This window comes from Flavobacterium sp. Leaf82, from assembly GCF_001422725.1.
Lineage (GTDB): Bacteria > Bacteroidota > Bacteroidia > Flavobacteriales > Flavobacteriaceae > Flavobacterium.
The window spans coordinates 102,635-117,512 of the sequence record NZ_LMMA01000034.1 but is presented as its reverse complement, the minus strand read 5'-3'; the positions used below and the strand labels follow the sequence as shown (position 1 = coordinate 117,512).

Annotated in this window: 13 protein-coding genes; 2 read left to right on the top strand and 11 right to left on the bottom strand. The window is 33.6% G+C overall.

The features are described 5' to 3' along the window. Positions 1-61: 61 nt before the first annotated feature. The 3 genes from ilvD to ASF10_RS20190 form a co-directional block, all read right to left on the bottom strand. Positions 62-1,735, bottom strand: a complete 1,674-nt coding sequence (gene ilvD, locus ASF10_RS20200) for a dihydroxy-acid dehydratase (RefSeq protein ID WP_056253324.1) — start codon at positions 1,733-1,735, stop codon at positions 62-64. Between the two features lie 267 nt (positions 1,736-2,002). Beyond that, positions 2,003-3,121, bottom strand: a complete 1,119-nt coding sequence (leuB, locus tag ASF10_RS20195) for a 3-isopropylmalate dehydrogenase (protein WP_056253321.1) — start codon at positions 3,119-3,121, stop codon at positions 2,003-2,005. A 143-nt stretch (positions 3,122-3,264) separates the two neighbouring features. Next, positions 3,265-4,440: a 2-isopropylmalate synthase gene (locus ASF10_RS20190; protein WP_082472479.1), complete on the bottom strand. Its 1,176-nt coding sequence runs from the start codon at positions 4,438-4,440 to the stop codon at positions 3,265-3,267. Positions 4,441-4,595: 155 nt separating this feature from the next. Between ASF10_RS20190 and ASF10_RS20185 the strand changes: the two genes are divergently transcribed. After that, a complete protein-coding gene (locus tag ASF10_RS20185; RefSeq protein ID WP_056253315.1) occupies positions 4,596-6,140 on the top strand; it encodes a hypothetical protein in 1,545 nt (514 codons plus the stop codon). A gap of 223 nt (positions 6,141-6,363) precedes the next feature. Here the strand turns inward: ASF10_RS20185 and ASF10_RS20180 are convergent, their stop codons facing one another. Both ASF10_RS20180 and ASF10_RS20175 read right to left on the bottom strand, forming a co-directional pair. Further along, positions 6,364-6,570: a hypothetical protein gene (locus tag ASF10_RS20180; protein WP_056253312.1), complete on the bottom strand. Its 207-nt coding sequence runs from the start codon at positions 6,568-6,570 to the stop codon at positions 6,364-6,366. Positions 6,571-6,794: 224 nt separating this feature from the next. Continuing rightward, on the bottom strand, positions 6,795-8,450 hold the full coding sequence (locus ASF10_RS20175; protein ID WP_056253310.1) for a M1 family metallopeptidase: 1,656 nt from the start codon (positions 8,448-8,450) through the stop codon (positions 6,795-6,797). Positions 8,451-8,628: 178 nt separating this feature from the next. On the opposite strand from ASF10_RS20175, the gene ASF10_RS20170 reads away from it, so the two are divergent. Beyond that, positions 8,629-9,327: a carbohydrate-binding family 9-like protein gene (locus ASF10_RS20170; protein WP_056253307.1), complete on the top strand. Its 699-nt coding sequence runs from the start codon at positions 8,629-8,631 to the stop codon at positions 9,325-9,327. Between the two features lie 191 nt (positions 9,328-9,518). On the opposite strand, the gene hisIE is transcribed toward ASF10_RS20170, so the two are convergent. The 6 genes from hisIE to hisC all read right to left on the bottom strand — a co-directional run bounded on the left by hisIE (position 9,519) and on the right by hisC (position 14,861). Beyond that, a complete protein-coding gene (gene hisIE / locus ASF10_RS20165; protein ID WP_317039058.1) occupies positions 9,519-10,118 on the bottom strand; it encodes a bifunctional phosphoribosyl-AMP cyclohydrolase/phosphoribosyl-ATP diphosphatase HisIE in 600 nt (199 codons plus the stop codon). Between the two features lie 83 nt (positions 10,119-10,201). Beyond that, positions 10,202-10,957, bottom strand: a complete 756-nt coding sequence (hisF, locus tag ASF10_RS20160) for an imidazole glycerol phosphate synthase subunit HisF (protein WP_056253303.1) — start codon at positions 10,955-10,957, stop codon at positions 10,202-10,204. A gap of 114 nt (positions 10,958-11,071) precedes the next feature. Then, positions 11,072-11,797, bottom strand: a complete 726-nt coding sequence (hisA, locus tag ASF10_RS20155; RefSeq protein WP_056253299.1) for a 1-(5-phosphoribosyl)-5-[(5-phosphoribosylamino)methylideneamino]imidazole-4-carboxamide isomerase — start codon at positions 11,795-11,797, stop codon at positions 11,072-11,074. Between the two features lie 104 nt (positions 11,798-11,901). Next, positions 11,902-12,483 carry an imidazole glycerol phosphate synthase subunit HisH gene (gene hisH, locus ASF10_RS20150; protein WP_056253789.1) on the bottom strand — a complete coding sequence of 194 codons (582 nt, stop codon included), beginning with the start codon at positions 12,481-12,483 and terminating at the stop codon, positions 11,902-11,904. Positions 12,484-12,571: 88 nt separating this feature from the next. Next, the gene (hisB, locus tag ASF10_RS20145) at positions 12,572-13,708 is read right to left on the bottom strand and encodes a bifunctional histidinol-phosphatase/imidazoleglycerol-phosphate dehydratase HisB (protein WP_056253295.1); all 1,137 of its coding nucleotides are present in this window, start codon (positions 13,706-13,708) and stop codon (positions 12,572-12,574) included. A gap of 106 nt (positions 13,709-13,814) precedes the next feature. Next, positions 13,815-14,861 carry a histidinol-phosphate transaminase gene (gene hisC, locus ASF10_RS20140; protein ID WP_056253292.1) on the bottom strand — a complete coding sequence of 349 codons (1,047 nt, stop codon included), beginning with the start codon at positions 14,859-14,861 and terminating at the stop codon, positions 13,815-13,817. Positions 14,862-14,878: the final 17 nt, after the last annotated feature.

Genomic DNA, 14,878 nt, shown 5'->3' with positions numbered 1-14,878 from the left:
TTTTTTTATCAATTGCGATTTCAATTAAAATCGCAATTGATTTTGATATGTTGTTGTAAAATTATTTATCGGTAACGCAACCTGTAGAAGCGCTTGAAACCGATCTTGCATACTTAAGCAAAACTCCTTTTGTAACTTTTAAAGGAGGCTGAACCCAACTCGCTTTACGAGCTGCAAATTCTTCGTCAGATATCTTCAGGTCGATTGTATTTTTTACAGCATCGATTGCGATTAAATCACCATCTTTTACTAAAGCAATACCACCACCATCATATGCTTCTGGTGTAATATGTCCTACGACAAAGCCATGCGAACCTCCAGAGAATCTGCCGTCTGTGATAAGTGCACAACTGCTTCCTAATCCGGCTCCAATAATTGCAGATGTAGGTTTCAGCATTTCAGGCATTCCCGGACCACCTTTTGGTCCACAATACCTGATGACGACTACACTGCCTGGTTTTATTTTTCCGGCCTCAAGACCTGGAATTACTTCAAATTCACCTTCAAATACAACAGCAGGTCCTTCAAAATATTCTCCTTCTTTTCCGCTGATTTTTGCTACAGCACCTTCAGAAGCAAGATTTCCGTATAAAACCTGAATATTTCCTGTAGGTTTCAATGCTTTCTGGATTTCATGAATTACTTCTTGTCCATCTTGTAAATCCGGAGTAGAAGCTAAATTTTCAGCTACTGTTTTTCCTGTTACTGTTAAACAATCTCCATGAATAAGTCCAACTTTTAAAAGATATTTCATTACAGAAGGAATACCTCCAACTTCGTGAATATCTTCCATCATGTATTTACCGCTTGGCTTCATGTCAGCCAATACAGGTGTTTTATCATTAATTGCCTGAAAATCATCTAATGTAATTTCGATATCAACAGCGTGAGCCATTGCAATTAAGTGCATAACTGCATTTGTAGAACCTCCTAAAACTGCAACAATTGTAATTGCATTTTCAAAAGCTTTACGAGTCATGATATCTCTTGGCTTAATATCTTTTTCTAATAAAATTTTTATTGCTTTACCGGCAGCAAGACATTCGTCTCTTTTTTCCTGGCTCAAAGCAGGATTCGAAGAACTGTATGGCAAACTCATTCCTAATGCCTCGATTGCTGAAGACATAGTATTTGCAGTATACATACCACCACAAGCACCAGCTCCGGGACATGCATTTTGAATTACTCCTTTAAAATCTTCGGCAGTAATTTCGTTTTTTACTTTTTTTCCTAAAGCCTCAAAAGCAGAAACAATGTTTAAGGATTCACCTTTCCATTTTCCAGAATGAATAGAACCACCGTAAACCATCATCGCCGGGCGATTTAATCTCCCCATTGCGATTAATGCTCCGGGCATATTTTTATCACAGCCGGGAATTGCAATTACACCATCGTACCATTGCGCACCTACAACTGTTTCGATAGAATCTGCGATAACATCACGGGAAACCAATGAAAAACGCATTCCTTCAGTTCCGTTAGAAATTCCATCACTTACACCAATAGTATTAAAAATAAGTCCGACCAGATTTGCATCCCAAACACCTTTTTTGACATCTTTTGCCAAATCGTTCAAGTGCATGTTACACGTATTACCATCGTAACCCATGCTCACAATACCAACTTGTGCTTTTTTCAAATCTTCTTCAGTTAAACCAATACCGTACAACATGGCTTGCGCTGCAGGTTGTGTTTGATCTTGAGTGATGGTTTTGCTGTACTTATTTAATTCCATTATTGTATTATTTATTTTAATTTTTATTCAAAAAAAAACCTTCCAGTATTTGGAAGGTTTGTAATATAGTTTTTCAATTATATTTATACCATTCCCGCCGCAGATGTGTGAATCACATTGACAACAAAGACAGAAGTAATAATAATTGAGATTTGCATTATCTATTTTTTAGTGTCACAAAAGTATGAAAACTAATAGGACTAAAAAAATAAAATCTCAACATTTCACATACTTCTTGTTATTTATTTCATTATTTTAATAAAAAACCTAAACTATTGTCGATTGACCGATATGAACATTGTCATTATTAAAATATAGCAAGTCATCTTTGCTGAAAATAAAATTAGAAACAAACTCCCCTACTTCATTTGTACCGAATTTTGAATCTGGTTTTAAATCAACTGTAACCACTTTGTATTCGATTGCTTTTTCAACCGCCTGATAAATCACGTTTGCTTCTTTAAATAATCCAAAATGTTCTAACAACATTGCCGCTGATAAAATAGAAGCGATTGGATTGGCAATATTTTTTCCTTTTGCCTGAGGATAAGATCCATGGATCGGTTCGAACAACGCATTTTTTTCTCCTAAAGATGCCGATGCCAATAAACCAATAGAACCTGTAATAACACTTGCTTCATCTGACAGAATATCTCCAAATAAATTTTCTGTCAAAATCACATCAAATTGTTTTGGATTTAAAATCAATTGCATTGCTGCATTATCTACAAACAAAAAGTCTAAAGCCACATCTGGATAATTTACGCTGACTTTCTGAACGACTTTTCTCCATAATCTTGAGGTTTCCAAAACATTTGCTTTGTCGACCATTGTTAGTTTTTTGCGTCGGTTTTGTGCCGATTTAAAAGCTAAATGTGCAATTCTGGTAATTTCTTCTTCTGAATATTCACATAAATCCGAAGCGTGTGTTCCTTCTTCATTTAAAGTTTTAGCTCCAAAATAAGCACCGCCCGTTAATTCTCTGAAAATAGTAAAATCTGCTCCGTCGATAATTTCTCTTTTTAAAGGAGAAGCATCGATTAATGCTTTATACGGTTTTATAGGACGAATGTTTGCAAACAACCCAAGTTCTTTACGAAGCCTTAATAATCCTTGCTCCGGACGAACTTTTGAATTTGGGTTATTGTCATATTTAGGATCTCCAATCGCGCCAAACAAAACTGCATCCGTATTTAAACACAGATTCAGCGTTTGTTCCGGTAATGGATTTCCTGTTTTTTCAATAGCAATTGCCCCCATGAGAGCCTCTTCAAATACAAATTCATGATTGTACACCTCACCAATAGCATATAATGCTTTTTTGGCTTGTAAAATTACTTCCGGTCCAATTCCGTCTCCTGGTAAAACTGCTATTTTCAAATTCATAACGTCTCGTTCTTTATGTATTTAAATCCTTTATTTGTTCTCTTTATATTCTTTTACACATTTAAAATCTATGATTCTATGTGTTAAAACATTTTTCTCTTTCTTCTTTGTTCTTTCCTCTATTCTCTATTATCTCAATCCAACTAACTTCTAATCAAATCACCTTCAATTTTCGAAGCTTCAATAATTTGGTGAATATCTGCATCTATCACTTCTTTTTTGATATCTGCAAATTTCAGGAACTCAAGATAAACAATGTCCAATTGCACTTTTGTAAGCTCGTAACCTACTTTTTTAGCACGGTAAGCCAAAGCTGCTCTTCCGCTTCTGGCTGTTAAAATAATCGAAGATTCATTTACACCCACATCAAGCGGATCCATGATTTCGTAAGTTGCTCTGTTTTTAATTACACCATCCTGGTGAATTCCGGAACTGTGTGCAAAAGCATTTGCTCCAACAATAGCTTTATTAGGTTGAACGATCATTCCCATACTTTCAGAAACTAATCGGCTCATTTCATTCAATTCTCTTGTATTAATGTTTGTATCAAGATTTAAGTAAGGATGTTGTTTAAAAATCATCACCACTTCTTCAAGCGCCGTATTTCCGGCTCTTTCACCAATACCATTAATAGTACATTCTATTTGTCTTGCTCCATTTATAGCTCCTGCAATAGAGTTTGCAGTTGCCATTCCTAAATCATTATGACAGTGACATGAAAGGATCACATTTTCGATTCCTTTTACGTTTTCTTTTAAATATTTAATTTTTGCTCCGTATTCTTCCGGCAAACAATATCCTGTTGTATCCGGGATATTTAATACCGTAGCTCCTGATTTAATTACTTCTTCACAAACTTTTGCAAGGAAAGCGTTATCAGTTCTACCGGCATCTTCTGCATAAAATTCAACATCTTCTACATAAGATTTTGCGTGTGATACAGCATATTTTGCTCTTGCGATAATATCTTCTCTTGTGGTATTTAATTTATGGAGTATATGAGATTCAGATGTTCCGATTCCTGTATGGATTCTAGGTCTTTTAGCATGCTTTAAAGCTGCTGCAGCAACATCGATGTCGTTTTTTACGGCTCTTGTTAGTCCGCAGACGGTTGCGTTTTCTACGATCTTACAAATCTCAGAGACCGATAAAAAATCGCCCGGACTTGACACAGGAAAACCTGCCTCGATCACGTCAACTCCCATTTTATCAAGTCGTTCTGCTATAACTAATTTTTGTTTAGTATCTAACTTACATCCTGGAACTTGTTCGCCGTCGCGCAAAGTGGTGTCAAAAATTTGAACTTTCTCTCTATTCATATTCATTTATTTAATGTAATTTCACATCTTGATAACAAATATATATTGTACATAACGAGTATGAAATTCATTTTAATGAAATTATACTGTTCATAACACAATTTATAATGAATTAATCAATTAATAATCAATAAGTTATATTATTATATTTTACAATGGCTAACCATCAAAAAGATTTCTTATTTGTATTAATAAAATCACTTTCTAAATCCGAAAAAAGACAGTTTAAGATTTTTGCAAGCCGTTTAGAGACGAGTTCAAATACTAAATTCATTGAATTATTTAATATTCTGGACAAATCTGAAAACTACGATGAAAAGCTTATCCTGAAGAGCGGAATCATTAAAAAAGTACAGTTATCTAACTTAAAATCATACTTATACAAACAAATTTTGGTAAGTATTCGATTGAATATCCCAAGTCAGAACATTCGTTATCAATTGCGCGAACAAATAGATTTTGCGGGTATCCTATATAATAAAGGTTTGTATAAACAGAGTTTGAAAATTCTGGACAAAACAAAAATTATTGCGCTCGAAAATGACGAGAAATATATGGCGTATGAGATTGTGGAATTCGAAAAACTAATCGAATCACAATATATTACGCGAAGTATTCAGGGTCGCGCAGACGAATTGGTTATTCAGGCAAAAGAACTGAATTATAGAAATACAATCTCAAGTAAATTATCGAATTTATCGCTTCAGCTTTACGGAATCATGCTTAAAACGGGTTATGTAAAAAATGATGAAGAATATAAATACATCGATGATTATTTCAATAAACATATTGCCAAATTAGATGAAACTAAGTTTGGTTTTCGTGAGAAGTACTGGTTTTACAATGCTAATTTATGGCGTAGTTTTCTGGTTCAGGACTTCCTTGCAAGCTATAAATACGCTTATAAATGGGTGACTTTGTTTTATGACAACCCAAATATGATTTATCAGAATCCTGTGTTTTTCCTTAAAGGAAATCATTACTTTCTGGAATCCTTGTATATGTTGAAATACAAATCGAATTTCAAGAAATACCTGTCTCTTTTAGAAAAAACGATTCAGGACGAAAAATTCCCTGTAAATGACAACATTGCATCGCTATCATTTCTATATGTTTATAATAATAAATTAAACCTTCATATTCTGGAAGGAACTTTTGCGGAAAGCGAATACCTAATTCCCGAAATTTTAGAGAAGATCAAAATACACAGTGAGCATCTTGATGAACATCACGAAATGTTGTTTTTCTATAAAATTGCTTCTATTTATTTTGGAAATGAAAAATACAATGAATGCATTCTTTATCTTGATAAGATCATCAATAACAAGAACTTATCAATGCGCGAAGATTTAATGTGTTTTGCGAGACTTTTGTCTTTAATTGCTCATTATGAGTTAGGAAAAGATTATTACTTAGAAAATCATCTTAAAAACACGTATAAGTTTTTACTAAAAATGAATGACTTACACGAAGTTCAAAAAGAGATCATTAAGTTTTTAAGAAACCTGAATAACTTTTATCCGGCTGATATTAAAAAAGAATTCAAAAAAATGCACGCTCGTTTCGTTGAACTTGAAAAGAACACCTATGAAAAAAGAGCTTTTTTATATCTGGATATTATTTCATGGCTCGAAAGCAAAATTGAAAACCGCAAAATTGCTGATATAATAAGAGAAAAAGCAAAGTTTAATAGCCGTTAATTTAAAATCATTTTTTTTAAACTACAATCTTAAACAGTTTAAGATATATCCTTTTTAAAAATTTAAAAATTTGACAAAGGCTACAAATAATAAAAAGCGTGAAAGATTAAGGTCTTTCACGCTTTTTTTGTCATTTCGACGCAAGGAGAAATCACAAACTTTTTAGAGAATCTTTTTAAACAATAAACCCGACAGATTTTAAAAACCTGTCGGGTTAAAGCATTTATCTGCAATAACAGCATGTAGATGTTCCAGCAAGACAAATATCACCTCTTCCTGGTGTATTTGATAAAACTCCGCCGGCTTCTCCGCACAATCTGTCGCATAAACCTATAGTTGGATTAACGTATGGGAGAACGCCGCCAATTATAAATTTTTGTTCATTTTTACTTAAAACTTCAATGTTTCTTAGGTTTTTTAAGTTTTTCATAATAGCATGATTTGATTTTTCCTACTCTATTAGCTTTTCGGATTTCGCTTTTTAATTAAACTGAATTAACTCATTTAAATTCAAGTAATTGTCCTCTAAGTTAAAAATAAAAAGGTAATATTCGTACAAATAAAATAAAAACATACTGATATAAAATGACAAACCCGACAGGTTTTAAAAACTGTCGGGTTTACTTAATTCCAACGAATTGGATTTTTTAAACTTTATTCAACAATGTTAGAACTCGTTACATAAAAATCTTTACTCACCTCCATAGTTCTTTTTTCATTATTGGTTTTCTCAGATTTCCATTCTGTTGTGGGTTTCAACCATATTTCTTCGCCATTCAAGGTTACTTTTACCGGCATATCAAATTTAGAAACACAATTAGTCCAGTGATATCCAAAAGATCCGTTTTTAAAAATATATTCAAAAACCGGAATTTGTGTTGTCGTTAAATATTGAGCATAAACTCTGTTAAAATTAATTCCGGATTGATTATTTATATAATCTTCGATTTGCTTAGAAGTAACCGTTTGATGGTAAAAAGTACTGTTTAAACCTCTTAAAATCGATTTCCACTTTGCATCATCATTGATAACCTGACGAATCATGTGCAGCATATTGGCACCTTTTGGGTACATATCGCCAGATCCTTCATTGTTTACATCATAATTCCCTATAATTGGTTTATCATTTTTGATTCCTTTTCTGCATCCAATTACATACTCTGCCGCAGCATCTTTTCCATAATAATATTCCAGAAACAAACTTTCAGAATAGTTGGTAAAACTCTCGTGAATCCACATGTCTGCAATGTCTTTGTAAGTAATATTATTGGCAAACCATTCGTGTCCCGATTCGTGAATAATGATAAAATCAAATTTTAATCCCCATCCGGTTCCGCTTAAATCGCGGCCTAAATAACCGTTTTTATAGCCATTTCCGTAAGTTACACTACTTTGGTGCTCCATTCCTAAATAAGGCGCTTCGACTAATTTATAACTGTCTTCATAAAAAGGATAAGGTCCAAACCAATTCTCAAAAGCCTTTAACATTCTTGGAACATCTTTAAATTGTTCTTTGGCAAGAGCCAAATTGTCTTTTAAAACATAGTAATTACAATCTAGATCCCCTTTTTCTCCTTTAAACTTTTCAGAGAAATTGACGTAATCTCCAACATTAATATTTACTCCGTAATTATTAATAGGGTTCGAAACGTACCAATTAAACGTTTTTGTACCGTCTTTTTCTTTTTTAACGCTTTTTAGTCTTCCGTTCGAAACATCAGTTAAATCTCCCGGAACATTTACACTAATCAACATATTTTCGACTTCGTCATACATATGATCCTTGTTTGGCCACCAAACACTGGCACCTAAACCCTGACAGGAAGAAGCAATAAAATCTTTTCCGTTTTTATCTTTTTTCCAGGTAATGCCGCCATCCCAAGGCGGATTAACAGCTTCTTTTGGTTTTCCTCCAAACGAAATTATGATTTCCTTGGTTTCACCTACTTTTTGATTTGCTGTTAATTCAATAAAAAAAGCATTTCCGTCTCTTTCAAATTTCAATTCTTTTCCGTCCTGCGTTACCTTATAAATCTGCATAGGTTCCTGCAAATCAATTTGCATTTTGTTATAGGCAGTCAAAACGGTATAACGAACTGTGTTCGAACCTGTAATTGTTTTTTCTCCAGGATTTACCTTAACATCTAAATGATAGTATTTTAAATCCCACCAGATTCTTTCTTTTGTAATGCTTCCGCGTAAAGAATCCTGATGTGTAAAAACAGTTTCTGACTTATTCAAAAGTCCTTGTGCATTGGTCGTAAAACCAATTAAGAAGGCGATAAAAACGCCGACAAAGTATTTTTTCATACGAAGTAATATTTGCTTTTAACCAAAATAAAGCGGCTTTTCAACCTGCTCAAACTTCAACAAATGTAAACATTCGAATCAAATTTTGAATGATTTTACAATTCCGATTCTCAATATTTAATGTTAAACTTCATTTATTCTTCTGTATTTTAGCCAATCAAAATTATTTATACTATTTATGAAAATTAGTACAATCACTTTTATTTTGTGCTTGATATGTTCCATAGCAAACTACTCACAATCTGTTCCGGTTTATAAAACAAACGAGAAAATAAATATTGACGGTGATTTATCAGACTGGAAAACGCCATTTCTTGGTCCGTTTATCATTCATAATTCAGGCGAAAAAGCCAGCCAGAATACTTTTGTTTCACTTTCGTGGAATGATGAAAATTTATATATAGCGTATCGTTCTACTGATTCTAAAATAATTGGAAAAGCACAAAAAAGAGATTCTCCAATTTTTAATACTGATGATTTAGTAGAGATTTTTATAGATTCGGACGGCGACGGGCAAAATTATGTTGAGATTGGAGTCAATGCCTTTTCTTCTAATTATGATATGTTGCTAAAATGTATTTCGCCTATTTGTGGCGGCTGGAATACAACAATGTCTTTTGATATTGCAGGATTAGAAGCCGTTAGTAAAATAACTCCTGAAGGATATAATACCGAAATTAAAATTCCATTTTCGAGTTTAGAAACTATAAAAAACGGTAATTTTTTCAAACCAAAAATTGGCACAAAATGGAAAGGAAATACTTTTAGAATTGATTACGGTAATACAACCGAATATCTTGCATTACAACCTTATAAGAGTTTGAAATATGGTTTTCATCAACCGGAAGAATTTGCAGTTTTTGAGTTTGTGGAGTAACGTTTAGATGGTACGCGGATGACACGGATTCGCTAAAGCGAAAACGCAGATTTATGCGGATTTTTTGTTCTGTTTTTTGTAAACCGTATATTTTTTGTCAGACTGAGCGAAGTCGAAGTCCCGCAAAGTGATTTAGCAAACGGGACTTCGACTTCGCTCAGCCTGACATGAATGTAGATTGCAAATAAAAACTACTTCTGACGTTTCTTCAAAACATCAACAACATCATTCAATTGAAAACCTTTTGCCTGCAATAAAATCAAATAATGAAATAATAAATCAGCGCTTTCGCTTAAAAACAAATCATCATTATCATCTTTTGCTTCAATCACTACTTCTACAGCTTCTTCACCTACTTTTTGAGCAATTTTATTGATTCCTTTTTCGAATAACGAAGCCACGTAACTTTTTTCAGAATCAGCATTTTCTCTTCTGGTTTTGATTGTCTTTTCAAGATCAGAAATAAAACCATAATTGGCCGCGTTTTCTTCTTGCCAACACGTATCGGCGCCAGTGTGACATGTTGGCCCAACAGGTTTTGCCTGAATTAAAAGTGTATCGCCATCACAATCATTTTTGATACTTACCAGATTCAAAAAATTACCACTCTCCTCGCCTTTTGTCCAAAGCCTTTGTTTAGAGCGGCTAAAGAAAGTTACTTTTTGAGTTTCTATTGTTTTCTGAAGCGATTCTTCGTTCATATATCCCAGCATCAGGACATTTTTTGTTTCTGAATCCTGAATAATTGCCGGAATTAATCCGTGTGCGCTTTTTATATCTATGTCCATAATTATTTTAGATTTTAGAGTTCAGATTTTAGATTTTTCTGAATTCTATATTTTATTTCTTTCTTCTTGATTCTATTTTCTATTTTCTAAAGCCTAACTTCAATACCATTACTTCTAAGTTCCTGTTTCAAAACTTTAATCTCAATCTCTTTAAAGTGAAAAACACTCGCTGCCAAAGCAGCATCAGCTTTTCCGACTTTAAATGAATCTACAAAATGCTGAATATTTCCAGCGCCACCAGAGGCAATAATCGGAATATTAATCAACGTTGATAATTTCGCTAAAGCTTCGTTTGCAAAGCCATTTTTAGTTCCGTCGTTATCCATTGACGTAAATAGAATTTCGCCCGCGCCACGTTCTGCAACTTCTATCGCCCAGTCGAACAGATTGAGTTCTGTTGGTACTTTTCCACCAACCAAATGTACAATCCATTGTCCGTCAATTTGTTTCGCATCAATCGCAACTACAACACATTGACTTCCAAATTTCTGAGCTAAGTCATTAATCAACTGCGGATTTTTTACTGCCGATGAATTTATCGAAACTTTATCAGCGCCATTGTTCAATAGAATCTCAACATCTTCAACTGAAGAAATTCCACCACCAACTGTAAACGGAATATTGATTTTCTCCGCAACACTTCGCACCATATTCACCAACGTTTTACGACGTTCTTCTGTTGCCGAAATATCAAGAAAAACCAATTCGTCAGCGCCTTCAGCCGAGTAAATTTCTGCCAATTCAACCGGATCTCCCGCATCGCGCAAGTCAACGAAATTAACACCTTTTACGGTTCTTCCGTTTTTTATATCCAAACAAGGAATGATTCTTTTTGCTAACATTTTTTTAATGTGTCAATTTTTAATGTGCCAATTAGAAAATTTGATAATTAGATAATATAAATGCAATGTCAAAAAATATCTAATTTTCTAATTGGCACATTATCTAATTAATTCTCATTTTCTAATTATAAAGTTCTCTAATTGTTTCAAAGTAATTCTTCCTTCATAAATTGCTTTTCCAATAATGGTTCCTTCACAACCCAATTCAGCTAGTTTAGGCAATTCGTCGAAAGTTGAAATTCCTCCTGAAGCAATTAATTTTATGCCAATTGCTTCCTTTAATATTTTCTCATACAAATCAAAACTTGGTCCTTCCAGCATTCCGTCTTTTGCAATATCAGTACAAATAACATACTGAATTCCTTTGATTTGATAATCCTGAATAAACGGAATCAAATCTTCATTCGAATCTTCTAACCAGCCAGAAATAGACACTTTTTCATCTTTGGCATCAGCCCCAAGAATAATTTTATCTGAACCGTATTCAGAAATCCATTTTTCGAAAATCGCTCTGTTTTTTACGGCAATACTTCCGCCGGTTATTTGGTTTGCACCACTTTCAAAAGCAATTTTCAAATCTTCATCCGACTTTAAACCTCCGCCAAAATCAATCTTTAAACTCGTTTGTGTCGCAATTTGTTCTAGTATTTTATAATTGACAATTTTGCTTGATTTTGCGCCATCAAGATCCACTAAATGCAGATATTCTATTCCGTGCGCCTCGAATGATTTCGCTACTTCAAGCGGATTTTCGTTGTAAATTATTTTAGTATCATAATCGCCTTTTGATAAACGGACACATTTTCCGTCGATAATATCTATAGCTGGTATTATTCTCATGTTTTGATATTTTAGATTTTAGAGTTCAGATTTTAGATTCTCTAAATTGATATTTTGATTGAAATTGATTTTTGATATTGTATTACAATTGGAATTTTAAAATTTTACATTTTTAAAAAGTTCTCCAAAATCTTCTCTCCAACTGCTCCACTTTTTTCGGGGTGAAATTGAGTTCCGTAGAAATTATCTTTTTGTAATGCCGATGCGTATTCAAGTTCGTAATTGGTTATAGCAATGGCTTCATCGCAATTTGGAGCGTAAAAACTGTGCACCAAATACATAAATTCATTTTCAGGAATACCTTTAAACAAATCCGATTTTAAATCATAAATCTGATTCCATCCCATCTGTGGCACTTTTACTTTTGAAGTAAATTTAATCACATCAACATCAAAAATCCCCAAACCTTTTGTATTTCCTTCTTCAGATGATTTGCACATTAACTGCATTCCAAGGCAAATACCCAAAACAGGTTGTTTCAAAGTTGGAATCAAGCCTTCTAAACCACTTTCTTTCAGCTTTTTCATAGCCGAACTCGCTTCTCCAACTCCTGGAAAAATCACTTTATCTGCCGCAAGAATTTCTTCTGGATCATCACTCAAAACAGCCTTAAAACCAAGTCTTTCAATAGCAAACATAATGCTCTGAATATTTCCTGCTCCGTAATTTATAATTACTATTTTCATTTTGTTTTTTGTTTCTTTTGTTTCACGTTTCAAGTTTCAAGTTGCTCCACATAACGTGAAACCTGAAACTTTAAACTTGAAACAAATTTTAAATCATCCCTTTCGTCGAAGGCAAAATCATTTTCTCTGTATCTCTTTTCACTGCTACTTTTATGGCTTTCGCGAAAGCTTTAAAAATTGCTTCGATTTTGTGGTGTTCGTTTGTTCCTTCGGCTTTTATGTTGATGTTGGCTTTTGCTCCGTCTGAGAATGATTTAAAGAAATGATAAAACATTTCTGTTGGCATTTTCCCCACCATTTCACGTTTAAATTCGGTTTCCCAAACTAGCCAGTTTCTTCCGCCAAAATCAATCGCAACCTGCGCTAAGCAATCGTCCATTGGTAAACAGAAACCATAACGTTCAATTCCAAGTTTATTTCCTAATGCTTTCGCGAAAACTTCCCCTAAAGCAATTGCAGTATCTTCAATCGTGTGATGTTCGTCGACTTCAAGATCTCCTTTTACCAGAATTTCCAAGTCCATTTGACCGTGACGTGCAATTTGATCCAACATATGATCAAAAAAGGCAATTCCGGTTTCGATTTTACTTTTTCCGGTTCCGTCCAGATTCAAATCGATAAAAATATCCGTTTCATTTGTTTTACGCGTAATCGAAGCTGAACGTGCTTCTAGTTTCAAAAACTCATATATTTCTTTCCAACTTTTGGTTTGAAGGATAATCGTTTCATCTAATTCCTCTCTTTTAGAAGAGATTTCATTAGTCCCAATTCCGTCATTATCATTGATGAAAATTGCTTTTGCTCCCAGATTTTTAGCCAGTTCAATATCCGTTAAACGATCTCCCAAAACAAAAGAATTTGCCAAATCATACTCCGTATTATCAATATATTTTGTCAACATTCCCGTTCTAGGTTTGCGTGTTGGCGCATTATCTTCCGGAAAAGATCGATCGATAAAAATATCATCAAATAAAATTCCTTCGTTCTCAAAGGCTTTCAGGATAAAATTTTGCGTTGGCCAAAACGTATCTTCCGGAAAACTATCCGTTCCTAGTCCGTCCTGATTGGTTACCATAGCCAATTCGTAATCTAATTCATTGGCAATTTTAGCCAAATATTGAAAAGCTTTCGGATAAAATTCTACTTTCTCCAAAGCATCTAATTGATAATTTTCTGGTTCTAAAACAATCGTTCCGTCACGATCGATAAAAAGTACTTTTTTCATATATTTATTTTTGAGAATAAAGAAAAAAGAGTAAAGAAAATAGACTTTTCATTGTATCCAAAAAGCTCTTTCATTTTTTTCTTTCTTCTTTGCTCTATTCTTTCTTCTATGTTAACAACTTCAACTCTTTAATCAAAACTGCATTTTCCTCAGGAATTCCAATCGTAAAACGTAAACAATTCTCACATAAAGGTTGTGTAGTTCTGTTACGAATTACAATTCCTTTTGCAATTAATTGATCATATCTTTTATTGGCATCATCTACTTTTACTAACACGAAATTAGCTTCTGTAGGATAAACTTTTTCTACAAAAGACACTTCAAGTAACACTTTAAGCAGTTCTTCTCTTTGCTCAATAATTGAAGCTATTTCCTGTTTTATTTTATCCGAATCATTTAAACGAGTTATAGCTCTTTGCTGCGTTAATTCGTTTACATTATAAGGAGGCTTTATTTTGTTCAAAACCGAAATTACAGCTTCAGAACCATAACAAATTCCTAAACGAATTCCAGCCAGACCATATGCTTTTGAAAGCGTTTGGGTAATCACCAAATTTGGATATTCATCTATTTCCGTCAACCAGCTTTCTTTATCCGAAAAGTCAATATAAGCTTCATCAATTACAACCAAACCTTTAAAATTCTGAAGCAATTTCACGACACTTTCATCTTGAAAAGAATTCCCCGTTGGGTTATTTGGCGAACATAAAAAGATGATTTTTGTATTCTCATCAACGGCGTCTAAAATCTTTTCTACTTGTGGCTGAAAATCTGTAGAAAGTAAAACTTCCCTGTTTTCTACAGCATTGATATTCGCCAGAACGCTGTACATTCCGTATGTTGGCGGTAATGAAATAATATTATCAATTTTTGGCTCACAAAAAGCTCTAAAAAGTAAATCCAGAACTTCATCGCTTCCGTTCCCTAATAAAATCTGACTTGATTTTACGTTATTATTCTTCGCCAAAATCGCTTTAACCGAACTCTGTTGCGGATCCGGATAACGATTCACGCCATTTGGAAACGGATTTTCATTGGCATCCAAAAATATCATTTCTGCAGTATCAAAATCTTCAAATTCATCTCGTGCAGACGAATAAGGTTTTAATGTTTTTACATTTTCTCTTGTAATTGTATTTATATCGAATTTCATTTTTTTTATTTTTTTGA

Bases quoted from the DNA above. Each gene is read 5' to 3' on its own strand.
- ilvD (WP_056253324.1), bottom strand. From the start codon at position 1,735: ATGGAATTAAATAAGTACAGCAAAACCATCACTCAAGATCAAACACAA.
- leuB (WP_056253321.1), bottom strand. From the start codon at position 3,121: ATGAATTTGAAAATAGCAGTTTTACCAGGAGACGGAATTGGACCGGAA.
- ASF10_RS20190 (WP_082472479.1), bottom strand. From the start codon at position 4,440: ATGAATAGAGAGAAAGTTCAAATTTTTGACACCACTTTGCGCGACGGC.
- ASF10_RS20185 (WP_056253315.1), top strand. From the start codon at position 4,596: ATGGCTAACCATCAAAAAGATTTCTTATTTGTATTAATAAAATCACTT.
- ASF10_RS20180 (WP_056253312.1), bottom strand. From the start codon at position 6,570: ATGAAAAACTTAAAAAACCTAAGAAACATTGAAGTTTTAAGTAAAAAT.
- ASF10_RS20175 (WP_056253310.1), bottom strand. From the start codon at position 8,450: ATGAAAAAATACTTTGTCGGCGTTTTTATCGCCTTCTTAATTGGTTTT.
- ASF10_RS20170 (WP_056253307.1), top strand. From the start codon at position 8,629: ATGAAAATTAGTACAATCACTTTTATTTTGTGCTTGATATGTTCCATA.
- hisF (WP_056253303.1), bottom strand. From the start codon at position 10,957: ATGTTAGCAAAAAGAATCATTCCTTGTTTGGATATAAAAAACGGAAGA.
- hisA (WP_056253299.1), bottom strand. From the start codon at position 11,797: ATGAGAATAATACCAGCTATAGATATTATCGACGGAAAATGTGTCCGT.
- hisH (WP_056253789.1), bottom strand. From the start codon at position 12,483: ATGAAAATAGTAATTATAAATTACGGAGCAGGAAATATTCAGAGCATT.
- hisB (WP_056253295.1), bottom strand. From the start codon at position 13,708: ATGAAAAAAGTACTTTTTATCGATCGTGACGGAACGATTGTTTTAGAA.
- hisC (WP_056253292.1), bottom strand. From the start codon at position 14,861: ATGAAATTCGATATAAATACAATTACAAGAGAAAATGTAAAAACATTA.